Annotated in this window: 17 protein-coding genes; 5 read left to right on the forward strand and 12 right to left on the reverse strand. The window is 62.8% G+C overall.

All coding sequences use genetic code 11. The features are described 5' to 3' along the window. The first annotated feature begins 463 nt into the window (after window positions 1-463). Together CQ14_RS16335 and CQ14_RS16340 are read left to right on the forward strand one after the other, a co-directional pair. Complete coding sequence (locus CQ14_RS16335; RefSeq protein WP_057858887.1) at window positions 464-676, forward strand: hypothetical protein; 213 nt, start codon at window positions 464-466, stop codon at window positions 674-676. A gap of 51 nt (window positions 677-727) precedes the next feature. Next, complete coding sequence (locus tag CQ14_RS16340; RefSeq protein ID WP_057858888.1) at window positions 728-1,054, forward strand: hypothetical protein; 327 nt, start codon at window positions 728-730, stop codon at window positions 1,052-1,054. Between the two features lie 11 nt (window positions 1,055-1,065). Here the strand turns inward: CQ14_RS16340 and CQ14_RS16345 are convergent, their stop codons facing one another. From CQ14_RS16345 to CQ14_RS16395, 11 genes are all read right to left on the reverse strand, one after another. Next, window positions 1,066-1,641: a histidine phosphatase family protein gene (locus tag CQ14_RS16345; RefSeq protein WP_057858889.1), complete on the reverse strand. Its 576-nt coding sequence runs from the start codon at window positions 1,639-1,641 to the stop codon at window positions 1,066-1,068. Window positions 1,642-1,651: 10 nt separating this feature from the next. Beyond that, entirely contained in the window at window positions 1,652-2,140 is a 489-nt protein-coding gene (locus CQ14_RS16350) for a hypothetical protein (protein WP_057858890.1), read from the reverse strand. A gap of 7 nt (window positions 2,141-2,147) precedes the next feature. Next, entirely contained in the window at window positions 2,148-2,504 is a 357-nt protein-coding gene (locus tag CQ14_RS16355) for a DUF6152 family protein (RefSeq protein ID WP_057858891.1), read from the reverse strand. A gap of 106 nt (window positions 2,505-2,610) precedes the next feature. Beyond that, window positions 2,611-2,832: a hypothetical protein gene (locus tag CQ14_RS16360; protein WP_057839070.1), complete on the reverse strand. Its 222-nt coding sequence runs from the start codon at window positions 2,830-2,832 to the stop codon at window positions 2,611-2,613. Window positions 2,833-2,869: 37 nt separating this feature from the next. Next, complete coding sequence (locus CQ14_RS16365) at window positions 2,870-3,094, reverse strand: hypothetical protein (protein WP_057858892.1); 225 nt, start codon at window positions 3,092-3,094, stop codon at window positions 2,870-2,872. Between the two features lie 113 nt (window positions 3,095-3,207). Continuing rightward, window positions 3,208-4,302, reverse strand: coding sequence for an ABC transporter ATP-binding protein (locus CQ14_RS16370; RefSeq protein WP_057858944.1), 1,095 nt, complete (start codon window positions 4,300-4,302; stop codon window positions 3,208-3,210). 77 nt (window positions 4,303-4,379) lie between these two features. Next, entirely contained in the window at window positions 4,380-5,666 is a 1,287-nt protein-coding gene (locus CQ14_RS16375) for an extracellular solute-binding protein (RefSeq protein WP_057858893.1), read from the reverse strand. 41 nt (window positions 5,667-5,707) lie between these two features. Next, window positions 5,708-6,538: a carbohydrate ABC transporter permease gene (locus tag CQ14_RS16380; RefSeq protein WP_245320372.1), complete on the reverse strand. Its 831-nt coding sequence runs from the start codon at window positions 6,536-6,538 to the stop codon at window positions 5,708-5,710. A 10-nt stretch (window positions 6,539-6,548) separates the two neighbouring features. After that, a complete protein-coding gene (locus CQ14_RS16385; protein ID WP_245320373.1) occupies window positions 6,549-7,442 on the reverse strand; it encodes a carbohydrate ABC transporter permease in 894 nt (297 codons plus the stop codon). Between the two features lie 342 nt (window positions 7,443-7,784). Then, complete coding sequence (ldtR, locus tag CQ14_RS16390; protein ID WP_028345688.1) at window positions 7,785-8,300, reverse strand: transcriptional regulator LdtR; 516 nt, start codon at window positions 8,298-8,300, stop codon at window positions 7,785-7,787. Between the two features lie 458 nt (window positions 8,301-8,758). Continuing rightward, entirely contained in the window at window positions 8,759-9,217 is a 459-nt protein-coding gene (locus tag CQ14_RS16395) for a DUF6163 family protein (RefSeq protein ID WP_057858896.1), read from the reverse strand. A gap of 210 nt (window positions 9,218-9,427) precedes the next feature. Here CQ14_RS16395 and hemB point away from each other — a divergent pair, with 210 nt between their 5' ends. The 3 genes from hemB (at window position 9,428) to CQ14_RS16410 (ending at window position 12,270) form a co-directional block, all read left to right on the forward strand. Continuing rightward, on the forward strand, window positions 9,428-10,489 hold the full coding sequence (hemB, locus tag CQ14_RS16400; RefSeq protein WP_057858897.1) for a porphobilinogen synthase: 1,062 nt from the start codon (window positions 9,428-9,430) through the stop codon (window positions 10,487-10,489). A 259-nt stretch (window positions 10,490-10,748) separates the two neighbouring features. Continuing rightward, complete coding sequence (locus CQ14_RS16405; protein WP_057858898.1) at window positions 10,749-11,318, forward strand: RDD family protein; 570 nt, start codon at window positions 10,749-10,751, stop codon at window positions 11,316-11,318. A gap of 175 nt (window positions 11,319-11,493) precedes the next feature. Continuing rightward, entirely contained in the window at window positions 11,494-12,270 is a 777-nt protein-coding gene (locus CQ14_RS16410; protein WP_057858899.1) for an arginyltransferase, read from the forward strand. A gap of 122 nt (window positions 12,271-12,392) precedes the next feature. On the opposite strand, the gene CQ14_RS16415 is transcribed toward CQ14_RS16410, so the two are convergent. Then, window positions 12,393-13,787, reverse strand: coding sequence for an Nramp family divalent metal transporter (locus tag CQ14_RS16415; RefSeq protein WP_057858900.1), 1,395 nt, complete (start codon window positions 13,785-13,787; stop codon window positions 12,393-12,395). Between the last annotated feature and the right edge of the window lie 20 nt (window positions 13,788-13,807).

The following is a 13,807-nucleotide window of genomic DNA, read 5'->3' on the forward strand; positions in this document are numbered from 1 at the left end:
ACACGGAAAACTCCGCGCAACTTAACGCCAGCACCGCGGCGCCCGAACCACACGACTTCGCCGTACGTCTCCGGCGCGAACGTCGAGCGCGCCATCAGCGTCCATCGCATCTCACCGCGCGTTCGTGACGTTCGCGAAGCGCCCCTCATCTCTGCCGTGAGACGGGCGGAGTTATGCGACTGATTTGGGTGAGAACGAAAGNGGGCGCTACTGGACACAACATCTAGCTGATTTGCCCGTCAGGCAATTCGATCTTTTGACCACTCGTCGGGCAGTGTCTGTACGCGGCTGGGTGAGCTTCAATTGCCGCATGGTGTGACGCGTTTACTCGCGTCGATCGTGCTCGCTTTCGATGGCCCGGCAATATTCGACAACGACCCTGCCCTTCATTTGATTGACTCAACATTGAACCTCCCTGTCATTCCGCTGACGTACATCAAGGGCCGGGGAACGGAGGTTTCCCATGACGACGCATCGAACGATCACCAATTTGGTAGCCATCGCTCTGATTGCTGTCGCGGTAACAGCCGCCACCCACCGACCGCTGCCGTCAAAGAACCATCGGAACGCACCTGCCGGCTTGATATCAGTCAGCGAATTGGCCGCTGACGTGAACAAGCTTGCGACTGACGACTACGACGATCAATCGTTTGTCTATTCGGCGAAGCGCAATTAACCGCGTGCTTCGCATGCTCGCGAGGATCGCGTGGCACGACATCGCCGAAATATGCCGCACGTGATCCAGTTCACAGCGCAACGCTTCGGGCGGGTCCATAAAGCGTCTGGGCTGACAGATGGATTTCCCGATATGGAAAGCTCTTTGCCACAGCGGAAAGCCAGGACGCGACGCTGGCTGATAACGGCCTTCCTGATTTACGGCGCGATGATCGCCGGTCTTCTTGGATTTGTTGTAGTTTTTTCAAGTGACGATACCCATGAAACAGCGGCCGAAAACACGGCGACCGTAGCGGCCACGAAACCTGCGCGCTTTGAGGCGGTGATCGCCAACTGGAACCGGTATCGCAACAAAGACGCGAGGGCGGACGCGCGGTAATCGCGCCGCGCTCAATCGAGAAGCAGGCGGCCGACCGGTTCGGCGCGGTCGCTGCCGCCTTTGACGACGACGATCTCGCCGCTGGCGGGCGAGACGCCGGTCAGCGCCGAAATGTTCGCGCCGTGGGTCACGACGAGCAGGTTTCCGCTCGCCGTCCATTTGGCGATGAGCGCGCGCCCACCCGCCGTCAGCGCCTCCCTTTGATCGCGCAGCACCACGACATTGCCGAATGTCGCCTCGGTCTCGACCGTGCCGAGGTTCATCAGCCTGCCCGTGTCGATGCACCGGCACCAGGGCGAGCTCAGGATCTTTTCGAACGCGATCCCCTCTCGCTTGAGCCGCGCACCGATCTTTTCCGCGTCCGCCCTGCCCTTGGCGCTGAGGTTGCGCTGGGTGGCGCAATCCTCGACGCGGAAGCCCGGCGGATCGCCGAAGCCTCCCGGTGCATCGGCATGCCGCATCAGCGCGACATGCCCGCCGGCGCGCAGGGCGTTCCAGGCCCTGGCAGCCTCGTCGGCGGTGGCGATCTCCGCCGTGGCGCTGAAGCCGAGCAGGAGTACGAAGATGGCGAAGCGAATAAGGGACATGGCCACCTCACTAGAAGTAGGCGATCAGGCGTCCCGCACAGATAACGCCGAGCCACAGCAGGATCGATAGCAGCGCCGTCGCCTTGGCCCCAAGGGAGGCTTCCTTTCCCCACGCTTCAACATGGCGCCATGGGATCGCATGCGCGATCACGATGTTGACCAGCGCCGCCACAATCAGCAGCGCCTTGGCCTGGAATGCCGGGTTTTTCACGACATGCGAAGCATCGGCGCTGAACAGCAGAAATCCCATACTGATCGCGAGCAGAAAGCCCACGCGTGACACCGGCAACAGCAATTGCGCCATCGGCTGGATCGCAATCGCACGTCCGAGCCCCAATAGCCTCAAATCGAGCGCCACGATCGATCCGACGAGCACCACGAACCCGATGATGTGCAGAATCTCGACCGCGGGATAAAGTGCGGGCGACGAGCGCATCGTGTGCCCCAGCGCGCTTTCCTGCAGCGCCAGGAAGATCGATGCGGCCGGCTGCTGTTCCACGCGCGGCCTACCGCAACTCGATGCGCTTGCCGTCGAGCACGATATATTCGATCCGCGCCTCATCCGGCTTGGTGGTGTGAGGATAGCCGAACACGGTGCAGGTCTTGCCGGGCGCGATCAGGTCAGCGGTTGCGCCGCGCGCCTGCATGCGCGAGGGTGGCGCCAGGATGAAGTGCCAGTGCTTGCCGTCGACCTCCATCTCGATCTCGCAATGCGGATTCTCGAAGGTCGATTTCAGGATTCTGCCGGTGACGGTGAACGATTTCGACGTATCGTATCCGCCCCAGCCGTGATGGGCGATCGCGGACGCCGGCACGAACGCTGCCGCCAGCGACAGGAATAAGCGACGGGTGATAGAGGTCATGGCAGCCTCCGTCGATCAGAGCCCGGAATCTATGGCGGCGCGCGCGCGGCAGCAAGGCTTTCACCGCGAGGTTGTGCTTCCATCCTGCTGCCCCGATCGGGTCCCCCTATAGTCCCGTATATCCCGCCTTTACCGGATCGTTGCTGCCGTCGAGCTGGCGCAAGTAAGTCAGCCCGCACACCGTCAGCCGATGCGGGTCCTTCTCGCCGGCCTCGACCAGCGTGGTGAGATATGCGGTCACCTTGGCGCGCGCCTCGTCGCTGGCCGCGGCCGTGCAGTTCAGAAGCAGATCATAGGTCTGCATGATGCGGTCGATCGCGGCTTCCATGGAATTCTCCTGATGTGGGATGACACCGTTGATACGGTCAAGCCGATACGCCGGCTTCGAATTTGGCGATTGCCCTGTTGGCGAGCCTGATCCGGTTGTATTCGCCGAGCTGGAACATCCTGACGATGATATCGAGCAGCCGCTCGTCGGTGGCGAAGCTGTCGGCGATGGCGCCGGTTTTGCGGAGGTAGTTCGAGGCAATGGCGTAAGCGTCGCCGACCACCTCGAAATTCATCACCTGCAACCCACGCTCGACCAACATGCCCCACCTGTTTATGGCCGGGCCAACAATGCGCAAGGGCCGGAATGGTTCCAATTTTTTTGGAACAGGGAACTCAGGGCCGCCAAACAAAAGGGCTTTCGGCCTGATTTCACTCAGGAAATCGGCAGTTCGGTCTCCGGATCGAAGAAATGCAGCCGGCCGGCCTGCGCCGACAGGCGGACCTGATCGCCGCGCGCGATCGCAGTTTCCGCCGGCACGCGGGCGGCGGTGATGCTGGCATTGCCGACCCTCGTCTCCAGCAGGATTTCCGAGCCGAGCTGCTCGACGACCTCGACATGGGCGTCGAAACCAAGGCCCGGGGCGCCGGCACCGAGTGAGAGGTGCTCCGGCCGCATGCCCATGATCACGCGGCGGCCGCTGTGGATCGCAAGCGCGGCCGCATCCGCGGGCCCGATCGTGAGCCGCAGCCCCTCCGCCTCGACCGACGTCACCCCCGCCGCGCTGCGCACGTTGACGTCGATGAAGTTCATCGCGGGCGCGCCGATGAAGCCGGCGACGAACTTGTTGGCGGGCTTGCCATAGACCTGCAGCGGCGTGCCGATCTGCTGAATGCGGCCGTCGCGCATGATGACGACACGGTCCCCGAGCGTCATGGCCTCGACCTGGTCGTGGGTCACGAACACCGAGGTGGTCGGGATTTCCGCATGCAGGCGCTTGATCTCGATGCGCATCTGGGCGCGCAGCTTGGCGTCGAGATTGGACAGCGGCTCGTCGAACAAGAACACCTGCGGGTTGCGCACGATGCAGCGGCCGAGCGCGACGCGCTGCTGCTGGCCGCCCGAGAGCTGCTTCGGCTTGCGCTGCAGCAGATCGTGCAGCCCGAGCATGCCGGCGGCGCGGTCGATCGCCGTCCTGATCTCGGCTTCCGGCGTCTTCTTGTTGCGCAGGCCGAAGGCGAGGTTGTCGTAGACGCTCATGTGCTGGTAGAGCGCGTAGTTCTGGAACACCATGGCGACGTCGCGGTCACGCGGCGGCAGGTGGTTGACCACCTTGTTGCCGATGCGGATGTCGCCGCTGGTGATGTCTTCCAGGCCTGCGATCATGCGCAGCGTCGTCGACTTGCCGCAGCCGGACGGGCCGACCAGCGCGACGAACTCCTTGTCGGCAATCTCGAGATCGACGTCCTTCACCGCGTGGAACAGCGAGCCATAATGCTTGTTGAGCTTGCTCAGTGAGATTGCTGCCATTGCCTCGCCGCTATCGAACCGGTTGCCTGTTTTTGGAAAGCCCGCCGCAAACCGCGCGGCGGGCCTCATGTCGTTGACTACTGCGCCGCCTTGCTGACCAGCGGGGCGTTCTCGGCAAGCACTTTTGCAATGTCCTCGCGCTTGCCGGTGACGGCCTTGGTGACGGCGTCGTTGAACGCCTTGTGCACGGCGGGCCATTGCGGGAAGTAATAGGCGCCGCGCACCTTGTCCGGGGAGTCGAGCACCGCTTCCTTCAACAGCTTCATGAAGGCATCCTGCTCGGCGATCTTCGGCCAGAACGTCGTATTGGGCGGCGGGGCGCCCGTCGACTTGAACAGCTTGGTCTGGCCTTCTTCGTCGAGCATCATCGCATTCAGCATCTGCTTGGCGAGCTTCTTGCGCTCTTCCGGTATCGACTTCGGGATTGCCCAGCCCCAGATGTCGTCCCAGCCGAACGGCTTCTTCCGGTCGGGGCCGAGTGGGAAGCGCGCGGCAGCGACCTTGCCGACAATCTTCGACTTGTTGGGATCGTTGAACGTGCCCCACCACAGCGTGTCCGCCACCGTGAATGCGGCGTCGCCGGCCATGAAGATGGCGTTGGCTTCGTTGCGGTCATAGGCCGGCATGCCGCGCGGCGAGATCTTGTGGGTGTTGATCGCATCCCACCAGTACTCCACCGTCTTCTGCATGCAGGGGTCGGTCAGGCTCGATTTCCAGCCAGCTTCCGCGAGCTTCTTGTTGTCGCGCTCGTAGGCCGGCAGCAGCACGTCGCAATTGTTGGCCCACATCGACCAGAACCAGCTGAACCAGGAGTGGTTCATCGACATGCCGCCGACATAGCCGAACTTCACCTTGCCGTCCGCCTGCAGCTTCTTGCTCATGGTGACGAGTTCATCCAGCGTCTTCGGCACTTCCTCCGGCTTGACGAGGTCGGATCGGTAGAAGAACACGCTGAAAGTCTGGCCCATCGGCACGACGGTGTTCTGGCCCTGCGCGTTGGCGAACACGATGGGCGACATGCTCCACTTGGAGCCGAACTTGTTGGCTTCGACGTCGTCGGTCGGCTCCAGCAGATGCGCCCAGGTCTGACCCCAGTCGTCATTGTGCCAGATGACGTCATACTGATCCGAGTTCGAGGTCAGCGAGGCCGTCATCTTCTCGACATAGACGCCGTAGGAGTTCGGCACCTTGACGATCTTGACGCCGTTCTTGGCGCCCCACGCCTCGAACATCGCAATCGAGGCATCCTGGATCGGGCTCGGCTGATAGCCGATCCGCAGTTCCTTCACCTGTGCGGCGGCACTGCCCGTCGCCGCCACCAGGGCCGCGGTTGCCGCAACGAACCATCTCGCCAGTCCCTGCATCGCCTCTCCTCCTCTTTTTGTTGTGTCTTTCGTTGCCTCGGCTAAATCCTCAGTCCGCGGATGACGTATTTCTGGCCGAACAGCGCGATCAGGAAGGCCGGCAGCAGGGCCATCACGGCGGTCGCCGCCATCAGATTCCAGCGCAGCCCCATCTCGGTGACGAACTGCGCCATGACCACCGTGATGACAGGCACGCGGTTGCCGGTCAGGATCAGCGCGAACAGGAACTCGTTCCAGGTGAACAGCCAGCACAGCACCGCGAGCGCCGATATCGCCGGCAGCGCCGACGGCACCGCGACGCGGATGAAGGCGCCCCACCGGGTGCAGCCGTCGATCATCGCAGCATATTCCATCGACGGATCGATGCCGTCGAAAAAGCCCTTCATCAGCCAGGAGAAGAAGCAGATGTGCACGGCGATGTGCGGCAGCAGCAGGCCGGTATAGGTGTCGTAGAGGCCCCAGCTTTGCGTCACGAAATAGAGCGGCAACACCCAGGAGATGTAGGGCACGCAGCGGAACACGTAGATGGTGCCGAACCAGAGCCGCGAGGCCGGCCCGGTGAAACGCGACAGCATGTAGCCGCTGGAGACCGTCACCAGCAGCGAGAACACGGTCGCCAGCGTCGAGATCAGCGCGCTGTTGAGAAAGGCTGCCACGATCCGCTCGTCGCTCAGGACCTCGGCGAAGCTGGCGAGCGTGAACTCGGTGCCGCGATGGACGTAATAGACGCCGGATTCCGGGCGCAGCGAGGTCAGGATCAGCCACAACACCGGAAAGGCGAAGGCAAAGCAGATGAAGGCGACCGCGAGCGCAAACAGCGTCTTGCGGCCGATCGGCGGCAGCCACGGCAGGAATTGGGGGCGGTTGACCATGGCCATCGGATCAAGCCTTTGCGATACGGTCGACGAGGCGGTAGAGCACCACGCCGATCACGAGAATGACGAGCCCGCCGATGATCGCGGCCGCCGAACCGCGACCGAGATCAAGATTGAGGAAGGCGTGCACATAGGCGTAGAGGCTGAACAGTTCGGTCGAGCGTCCCGGCCCGCCGCCGGTCAGCGTCCACACGATATCGAAGGTGCGGAAGGCATCGATGGCGCGGATCACCACGCAGACCACGATGACCGGACGCAGCATCGGCAGCGTGAGATAGCGGAACACGCGCCAGGTGGTGGTGCCGTCGATGGCGGCGGCCTCGAACGGCTCCTTCGGCAGGCTCTGCAGCCCCGCGAGCAAGAGCAGCGTGAACCACGGCGTCCACAGCCAGATGTCGGTCAGAAGGATGATGCCGAACGCGCTCCAGCGCTGCACCAGCCAGGGCTGCCCCTCGAGGCCGATCGCTTCCAGCACCACATTCACGATGCCGAACTGGTCGTTGAAGATCCAGCGGATCATGATCGCGGCGATCACAGGCGCCACCATCAGCGGCACCAGCAGGATGGTCTGCACCAGCTTCTGCCCGCGGAATGGCCGGTTAAGCAGCAGCGCCAGCGCCAGCCCCGCCACCAGCGCGCCGGCAACGCTCAGCACCATGAACAGGAAGGTGTTCGGCAACACCACATAGAGGAACGCCGGGTCCGTTATCACGGCGACATAGTGGTCGAAGCCGATCCAGGTCTTCTTGGGATTATAGAGCGCCCAGTCGCGAAAGCTGGCATTGGCGCCGATCACGATCGGCACGACCTGAAACAACAGCAGCAGCAGCGCAGCCGGCGCGATCAGAAGCAGCACGAAGCGCTGTTGCTCGCCGAACATGGGACGCCGTGATGCCGACAAGCCCGTTTCCCCATTTGGGCGTCAAGCCGTCACGACTCTTCTCGGCCGCTACGTGCGTGAAGCCTGTATTTTTTTGGGATTATGGGCGGGGCGTCGAAGGCTAGTCAATCCGGATTGTGCGAGGGGCACAATCGGATTGTGCAAGTGGCCAATAGTGGCCGGACGCTCATGCAAAATGCCGGCGACAATGGTGCGACTTGAGGTTGGCCGAAAAACAAAACGCACCGGCTCCGGAAAACCGGGGCCGATGCGCTTTGAGCAAGGCTTACTGCCTTGCCAGTTCATTGTCCGCTGTTGGCTGCCGGTCTTTTGAATGGCCGGCTTGACCGCGGAAAGAAATTCTCAGAGCCGATACAGGATCTGGTCGGTCCAGAACCGCTCGAGGCGGTGCAGCGACTTGTTCAGCGTCGCGAACTCCTCGTTCGAGATGCCGCCGACCTGCTCCACCGTCTTGACGTGCTTCTGGTAGAGCGCATCGACGATCTTGCGGATCTCCTGGCCCTGAGCGGTCAGGCGGATGCGGACCGAGCGACGATCAACGCGGGAGCGCTGATGATCGAGGAAGCCGAGCTCGACGAGCTTCTTCAGATTGTAGGAGACGTTGGAGCCGAGATAGTAACCGCGCGTGCGCAGCTCGCCGGCGGTCAGCTCCTTGTCGCCGATGTTGTAGAGCAGCAGAGCCTGCACCGAATTGATATCGGCGCGGCCGCGACGATCGAACTCGTCCTTGATGACGTCGAGCAGCCGGCGGTGAAGCCGCTCCACCAAAGTCAACGCTTCCAGATAGAGCGGCTGCACCGGAGTTTGGCCGGCAGAGCGCTCAGCGGTTTCCACCGCCGTTGCAACGGCTTTGATCATGACACTTCCCCTGTCGTCGTTTTTCGACTTATTTCGACGAAACTTCTGTCCCGCCTGATAGCCTCAACTTAAGGGGCCCGTTTGAAGATCCGCTTAAATAAGACAATAAAGAGATCATGAATTTAACAGAGTGAATTGTGCATTAAGCCCTATGGATCAAGGCTTTTTGCAACATTTCATTGAGGTTGGAAGCGCCCTGTTCACGCTTCGTCTGCATCCCCTGTCGCATTCGGAAACAGGTGCGTCAGAAATCGAAACGCTCGCGTAAGATGTGTGGTGGAACCCTTTACGGCCCTTAACGGTGAGCGAAACGTTACCGGCAAAATTTTGGAGAATTGTACGGGATCGCGTCGCGGTTTCTGCAGGCGGATGGAATATGGCGGAAAACTGCCGCGCTGAGGCGGCGGTGGCTTCATCCTTCGAGATGCGGCCAATTGGCCGCTCCTCGTCACAACGTCCTACGGCGGACGTTCGCGGGCGGCCATCCAGGCGAGCGCGAGATAGGCGCCGAGCATCACGGCCTCGAGCGCCACCACCGTCAGGCTGCCGCCATAGATGCCGGGAAACATCAGTTCGATCACCGCCATCGACACCACGGTGGTGAGCCACACCACCGCGCCCCAGGGCGTGGCAAGCCAGAGGCCGACGGCGGCGACGAGTTCGATGACGGCGAAATAGACGGTCGCGGTCTGCCAGGCCATCGACTGGTTCTCGAATGCCTCCTCGCCGCCGATGAAACCCGTGACCTGCGCCCAGTGGTACAGGCCCTTCATGATCGACACGATCGCCATGACGCGCAGGAACAGCACCAGGCGCCGCGTCCACACATTCTCGTCGGACTCGATCCGCTCCGAGGACATCGCCCCGACCGACATCGCATTGTCCCTGGCCTTGTCCCGCGCCGAAAGGTCAGACATGGCCACCGGCCCACGGGCTGACTTGGGAGCTGCCCCCGGAATCGGGCCTGAATGGTGCTGGAGTCTGCTCATGGTCTCATGTCTTGGCCCGCCGGCACGGCAAAATCAATTGCCGATGAGATGGATCAAGGCGCGGTGACGGGCGGCGGGCAAGGTGCTAGAACTGGAACAAATCAAAATTGAGCCGCCGCCTTCAGGAGTACCCATCACATGGCGATCAAATTCGGGCGTCCGATCGAACTGCGCGACGCGCCGCGGCGGCAGACCGCCCTCGCGTCCACGCCACTCGACCTGACCATCCGCCCCCGCCGCAACCGCAAGGCGGAATGGGCCCGGCGGCTGGTGCGCGAGAACGTGCTGACCACCGACGACCTGATCTGGCCGCTGTTCGTGGTCGACGGCACCAACACGCGCACGCCGGTGGCCTCGATGCCCGGCGTCGACCGCCTCACCGTCGATCAGGCGGTGCGCGATGCCGAGCGCGCGATGAAGCTGAACATCCCCTGCATCGCGCTGTTTCCCTACACCGAGCCGTCCTTGCGCGACGAGAACGGTTCCGAGGCGCTCAATCCGAACAATCTCGTGTGCCAGTCGGTGCGCGCGATCAAGAAGGAATTCCCCGAGATCGGCCTGCTCTGCGATGTCGCGCTGGATCCCTTCACCAGCCACGGCCATGACGGGCTGATCGACGACGGCAAGATCCTCAACGACGAGACGGTGGCGGTCCTGGTGCAACAGGCGCTGGTGCAGGCCGAGGCCGGCTGCGACGTCATCGCGCCCTCCGACATGATGGATGGCCGCATCGGCGCGATCCGCGAGGCGCTGGACGACAATGGTTTTGCCGACGTGCAGATCATGTCCTACGCGGCGAAATACGCCAGCGCCTTCTACGGCCCGTTTCGCGACGCCATCGGATCGGCCAAGACGCTGACCGGCGACAAGCGCACCTACCAGATGGACAGCGCCAATTCCGACGAAGCGCTGCGCGAGGTCGAACTCGACATCGCGGAAGGCGCCGACATGGTGATGGTGAAGCCCGGCATGCCCTATCTCGACATCGTGCGGCGGGTGAAGGACACGTTTGCGATGCCGACCTTCGTCTACCAGGTGTCGGGCGAATACGCGATGATCGCAGGCGCTGCCAACAATGGCTGGATCGACGGCGAGCGCGCGATGATGGAGAGCCTGCTCGGCTTCAAGCGCGCCGGTGCCGACGGGATCTTGACGTATTTTGCGCCGAAGGCGGCGGAGAAACTGAAGTCGGAGGGGTAAGCCCCCCGCTCTCTCACCGTCATTGCAAGGAGCGCGCGACAAAATTGCGCAGCAATTTTGCGCTGAAGCGACGAAGCAATCCATCTATCCGGTATGCCGTGCGATGGATTGCTTCGCTCCGCTCGCAATGACGGGGATAAAGGGCGACGTTCCCCTCAACCACCCACAATATTGCACGCTGTTAATGGTCGCAGGCCCTTGGCGGCAGCGCGGCCGGTTCCCATGTCTCGTTCGGGAATATCGGCCTGGAGGACGAACCATGTCTTATAGCGGCTCTGACAATGGCGGCAGCGGTACTTCTGCTGGCGGCGCCTGGCGGAACGACGGCGGGGTGCCGCCGCATGCGTTCGATCCCGATCTGCAGCCGGAATTGTTTCGCGGCGTGCTGACGCGGCGGGTGTTTGCGTTCCTGATCGACCTCGTGGTGCTGTCGGTGCCGGTCATCCTCGGCTACATCTTCATCTTCGTGTTCGGCATCGTCACGCTGGGGCTCGGCTGGATGCTGTTCTGGCTGGCGTGGCCGGCTACCATCGTGTGGGCGATCGTCTATTACGGCGCCTCGATCGGCGGGCCGCATTCGGCCACGTTCGGCATGCGCGCGATGGATCTGGAGCTGCGCACCTGGTACGGCGCGCCGGGCTATTTCGTGCTCGGCGCCTGCCATGCCGTGTTGTACTGGGTCTCGGTGTCGTTCCTGACGCCGCTGGTGCTTTTGGTCGGCCTGTTCAACGGCCGCCGCCGGCTGCTGCACGACGTGATCCTGGGAACTGTGATCATCAACAGCTCGGTTCGTACCCAGGTGGTGCCTTCGGGCCGCGGCAGCTACTGAGCGAGCCGCAAACTAATTGACCATCGGCCTTTGGAGCGCAATGCTGTAGCCGGTCCGGCCCTGAATCGGGTCTGACCGGCACTTTTGCGTTTTGATGCGTTTTCTTAACGGGAACTGGTGTCTACTTCGCTCGAAAGCGCTATGGTTGTTTGTTTCGGAGGCCTGACGAACCGACGTGACCCAGCATTCGCGTGATACCCCGCAGTTCTACCTGACGGCGCCCTCGCCTTGCCCCTATCTGCCGGGCAGGCACGAGCGCAAGGTGTTTACGCATCTGGTCGGCGACAAGGCCGGCGACCTCAACGACCTCCTGACCCATGGCGGCTTCCGCCGCAGCCAGTCGATCGCCTACCGCCCGGCCTGCGACCAGTGCCGGGCCTGCGTTTCCGTGCGCGTGATCGCCAACGAATTCCGCCCCTCCCGCAACTTCAAGAAGGTCCTGGCGCGCAATGCCGACATCGTCGGCGAGCAGCGCAGCGCGGTGCCGACCTCGGAGCAGTATTCGGTATTCCGCGCCTATCTCGACAAGCGGCACCGCCATGGCGGCATGGCCGACATGACCGTGCTCGACTACGCGATGATGGTGGAAGACAGCCATGTCGAGACCCGCATCATCGAATACCGCAAGCGCGGCGTCGATACCGGCATCACCGGGCGCGGCGAGGAGCTGATCGCGGTGGCGCTCACCGACGTGCTCAGCGACGGGCTGTCGATGGTGTATTCGTTCTTCGAGCCGTCGCAGCAGAGCCGCTCGCTCGGCACCTTCATGATCCTCGATCATATCTCCCGCGCCCGCCGGCTCGGGCTGCCTTACGTCTATCTCGGCTACTGGATCGAGGGCTCGAAGAAGATGGACTACAAGGGCCGCTTCCTGCCGCAGCAGCGGCTGGCGCCGTCAGGCTGGCTGCGGGTGGATGCCTCAGGCGAGATGTTGGCCGAGCCGCAGGATTAGGCACGCTCGGAGTTACCAACTCCGCTCGTCGTATTCCAGGAACAGCAGCAGTTGAATCGAGAGGCCGCGGCGTACTGGATCGCCCGGTCAAGCCGGGCGACGACGGCTGTGTGTGCGGCTAGTCACCCGAAGAACGTCTCGATCAAGAGCTTCACGTTCAGCGCCACGATGATGCCGGCGACGATCCAGGCCACGACCGCCACACCGCGGGGGATGACGAACTCGCCCATCTTGCGCTTGTCGGAAACGAACTTGACCAGCGGGATCACCGCGAACGGCAATTGCATCGACAGGATGACCTGGCTGAATACCAGGAGCTGGCTGGTGCCACGCTCGCCATACAGCGCGGTGACGATCACGACCGGAACGATGGCGATGCCGCGCGTGAGCAGCCGCCGTGCCCAGCTCGGCAGGCGGAGGTGCAAAAAGCCTTCCATCACGATCTGGCCGGCCAGCGTCGCCGTCACGGTCGAATTGAGGCCGGAGGCGAGCAGCGCCACTGCAAACAGGGTCGAGGCGATGCCGAGGCCGAGCAGCGGCGACAGCAATTCATAGGCCTGGCCGATCTCGGCGACCTCGGTGCGTCCGCTCGAATAGAAGGTGGCGGCGGCGACGATCAGGATCGCGGCGTTGATGAACAGCGCCAGCATCAGCGCGATCGTCGAGTCCGTCGTCGCCCATTTGATCGCCTCGCGGCGGCCTTCGTTGGTGCGTTCATAGGCGCGGGTCTGCACGATCGCGGAGTGCAGATAGAGATTATGCGGCATCACGGTCGCGCCGATGATGCCGATCGCGATGTAGAGCATTTCAGGATTGGTGACGATCTCGGGCGACGGCACAAATCCCTTCAGCACGGCCGCCACCGGCGGCGCCGCGGCCACGATCTGAATCGAAAAGCAGATCGCGATCACGATCAACAGCGAGATGACAAAGGCTTCGAGGAAGCGAAAACCCTTGTTCATCAGGAGCAGCAGCAGGAAGGCGTCGAGTGCGGTGATCAGCGCGCCCCAGATCAGGGGAATGCCGAACAAGAGGTTGAGCGCGATCGCGGTGCCGATCACCTCGGCGAGGTCGCAGGCGATGATCGCGGCCTCGCAGGCCAGCCACAGCATGAAGTTGACGGGCCGCGAAAAGCTGGCGCGGCAGGCCTGCGCCAGATCGCGGTCGGTAACGATGCCAAGCCGCGCGGCCAGCGCCTGCAGCAGGATCGCCATCAGGTTCGACAGCAGAATGACCGCCAGCAGCGTGTAGCCGAACTTCGAACCACCGGCGAGATCGGTGGCCCAGTTGCCGGGATCCATGTATCCGACCGAGACCAGGTAGCCGGGGCCGAGGAAGGCGAGCAGCCGGCGCGACCAATGCCCGCCAAAGGGCACGGAAATGGTCGAATTCACTTCAGGCAGGCTGCGCTGGGCACCGGCGGCAGCGTCAGCGCGCCAGCCGGTGGCGGTCGTGTCAGACATGGTCAAACTCTTGGCCGAGGGTTCGGCGCTCAAACCGGGCGTTCGTGCGTCCATTTCAAAGCGATAACCGAGCT

The sequence above is a fragment of the Bradyrhizobium lablabi genome, assembly GCF_001440475.1.
GTDB lineage: Bacteria > Pseudomonadota > Alphaproteobacteria > Rhizobiales > Xanthobacteraceae > Bradyrhizobium > Bradyrhizobium lablabi.

Excerpts from the sequence above, each read along its gene's own strand:
- CQ14_RS16335 (WP_057858887.1), top strand. The coding sequence starts at position 464 with ATGACGACGCATCGAACGATCACCAATTTGGTAGCCATCGCTCTGATT.
- CQ14_RS16340 (WP_057858888.1), top strand. The coding sequence starts at position 728 with ATGCCGCACGTGATCCAGTTCACAGCGCAACGCTTCGGGCGGGTCCAT.
- CQ14_RS16345 (WP_057858889.1), bottom strand. The coding sequence starts at position 1,641 with ATGTCCCTTATTCGCTTCGCCATCTTCGTACTCCTGCTCGGCTTCAGC.
- CQ14_RS16355 (WP_057858891.1), bottom strand. The coding sequence starts at position 2,504 with ATGACCTCTATCACCCGTCGCTTATTCCTGTCGCTGGCGGCAGCGTTC.
- CQ14_RS16360 (WP_057839070.1), bottom strand. The coding sequence starts at position 2,832 with ATGGAAGCCGCGATCGACCGCATCATGCAGACCTATGATCTGCTTCTG.
- CQ14_RS16365 (WP_057858892.1), bottom strand. The coding sequence starts at position 3,094 with ATGTTGGTCGAGCGTGGGTTGCAGGTGATGAATTTCGAGGTGGTCGGC.
- CQ14_RS16370 (WP_057858944.1), bottom strand. The coding sequence starts at position 4,302 with ATGGCAGCAATCTCACTGAGCAAGCTCAACAAGCATTATGGCTCGCTG.
- CQ14_RS16375 (WP_057858893.1), bottom strand. The coding sequence starts at position 5,666 with ATGCAGGGACTGGCGAGATGGTTCGTTGCGGCAACCGCGGCCCTGGTG.
- CQ14_RS16380 (WP_245320372.1), bottom strand. The coding sequence starts at position 6,538 with ATGGTCAACCGCCCCCAATTCCTGCCGTGGCTGCCGCCGATCGGCCGC.
- ldtR (WP_028345688.1), bottom strand. The coding sequence starts at position 8,300 with ATGATCAAAGCCGTTGCAACGGCGGTGGAAACCGCTGAGCGCTCTGCC.
- CQ14_RS16395 (WP_057858896.1), bottom strand. The coding sequence starts at position 9,217 with ATGTCTGACCTTTCGGCGCGGGACAAGGCCAGGGACAATGCGATGTCG.
- hemB (WP_057858897.1), top strand. The coding sequence starts at position 9,428 with ATGGCGATCAAATTCGGGCGTCCGATCGAACTGCGCGACGCGCCGCGG.
- CQ14_RS16405 (WP_057858898.1), top strand. The coding sequence starts at position 10,749 with ATGTCTTATAGCGGCTCTGACAATGGCGGCAGCGGTACTTCTGCTGGC.
- CQ14_RS16415 (WP_057858900.1), bottom strand. The coding sequence starts at position 13,787 with ATGGACGCACGAACGCCCGGTTTGAGCGCCGAACCCTCGGCCAAGAGT.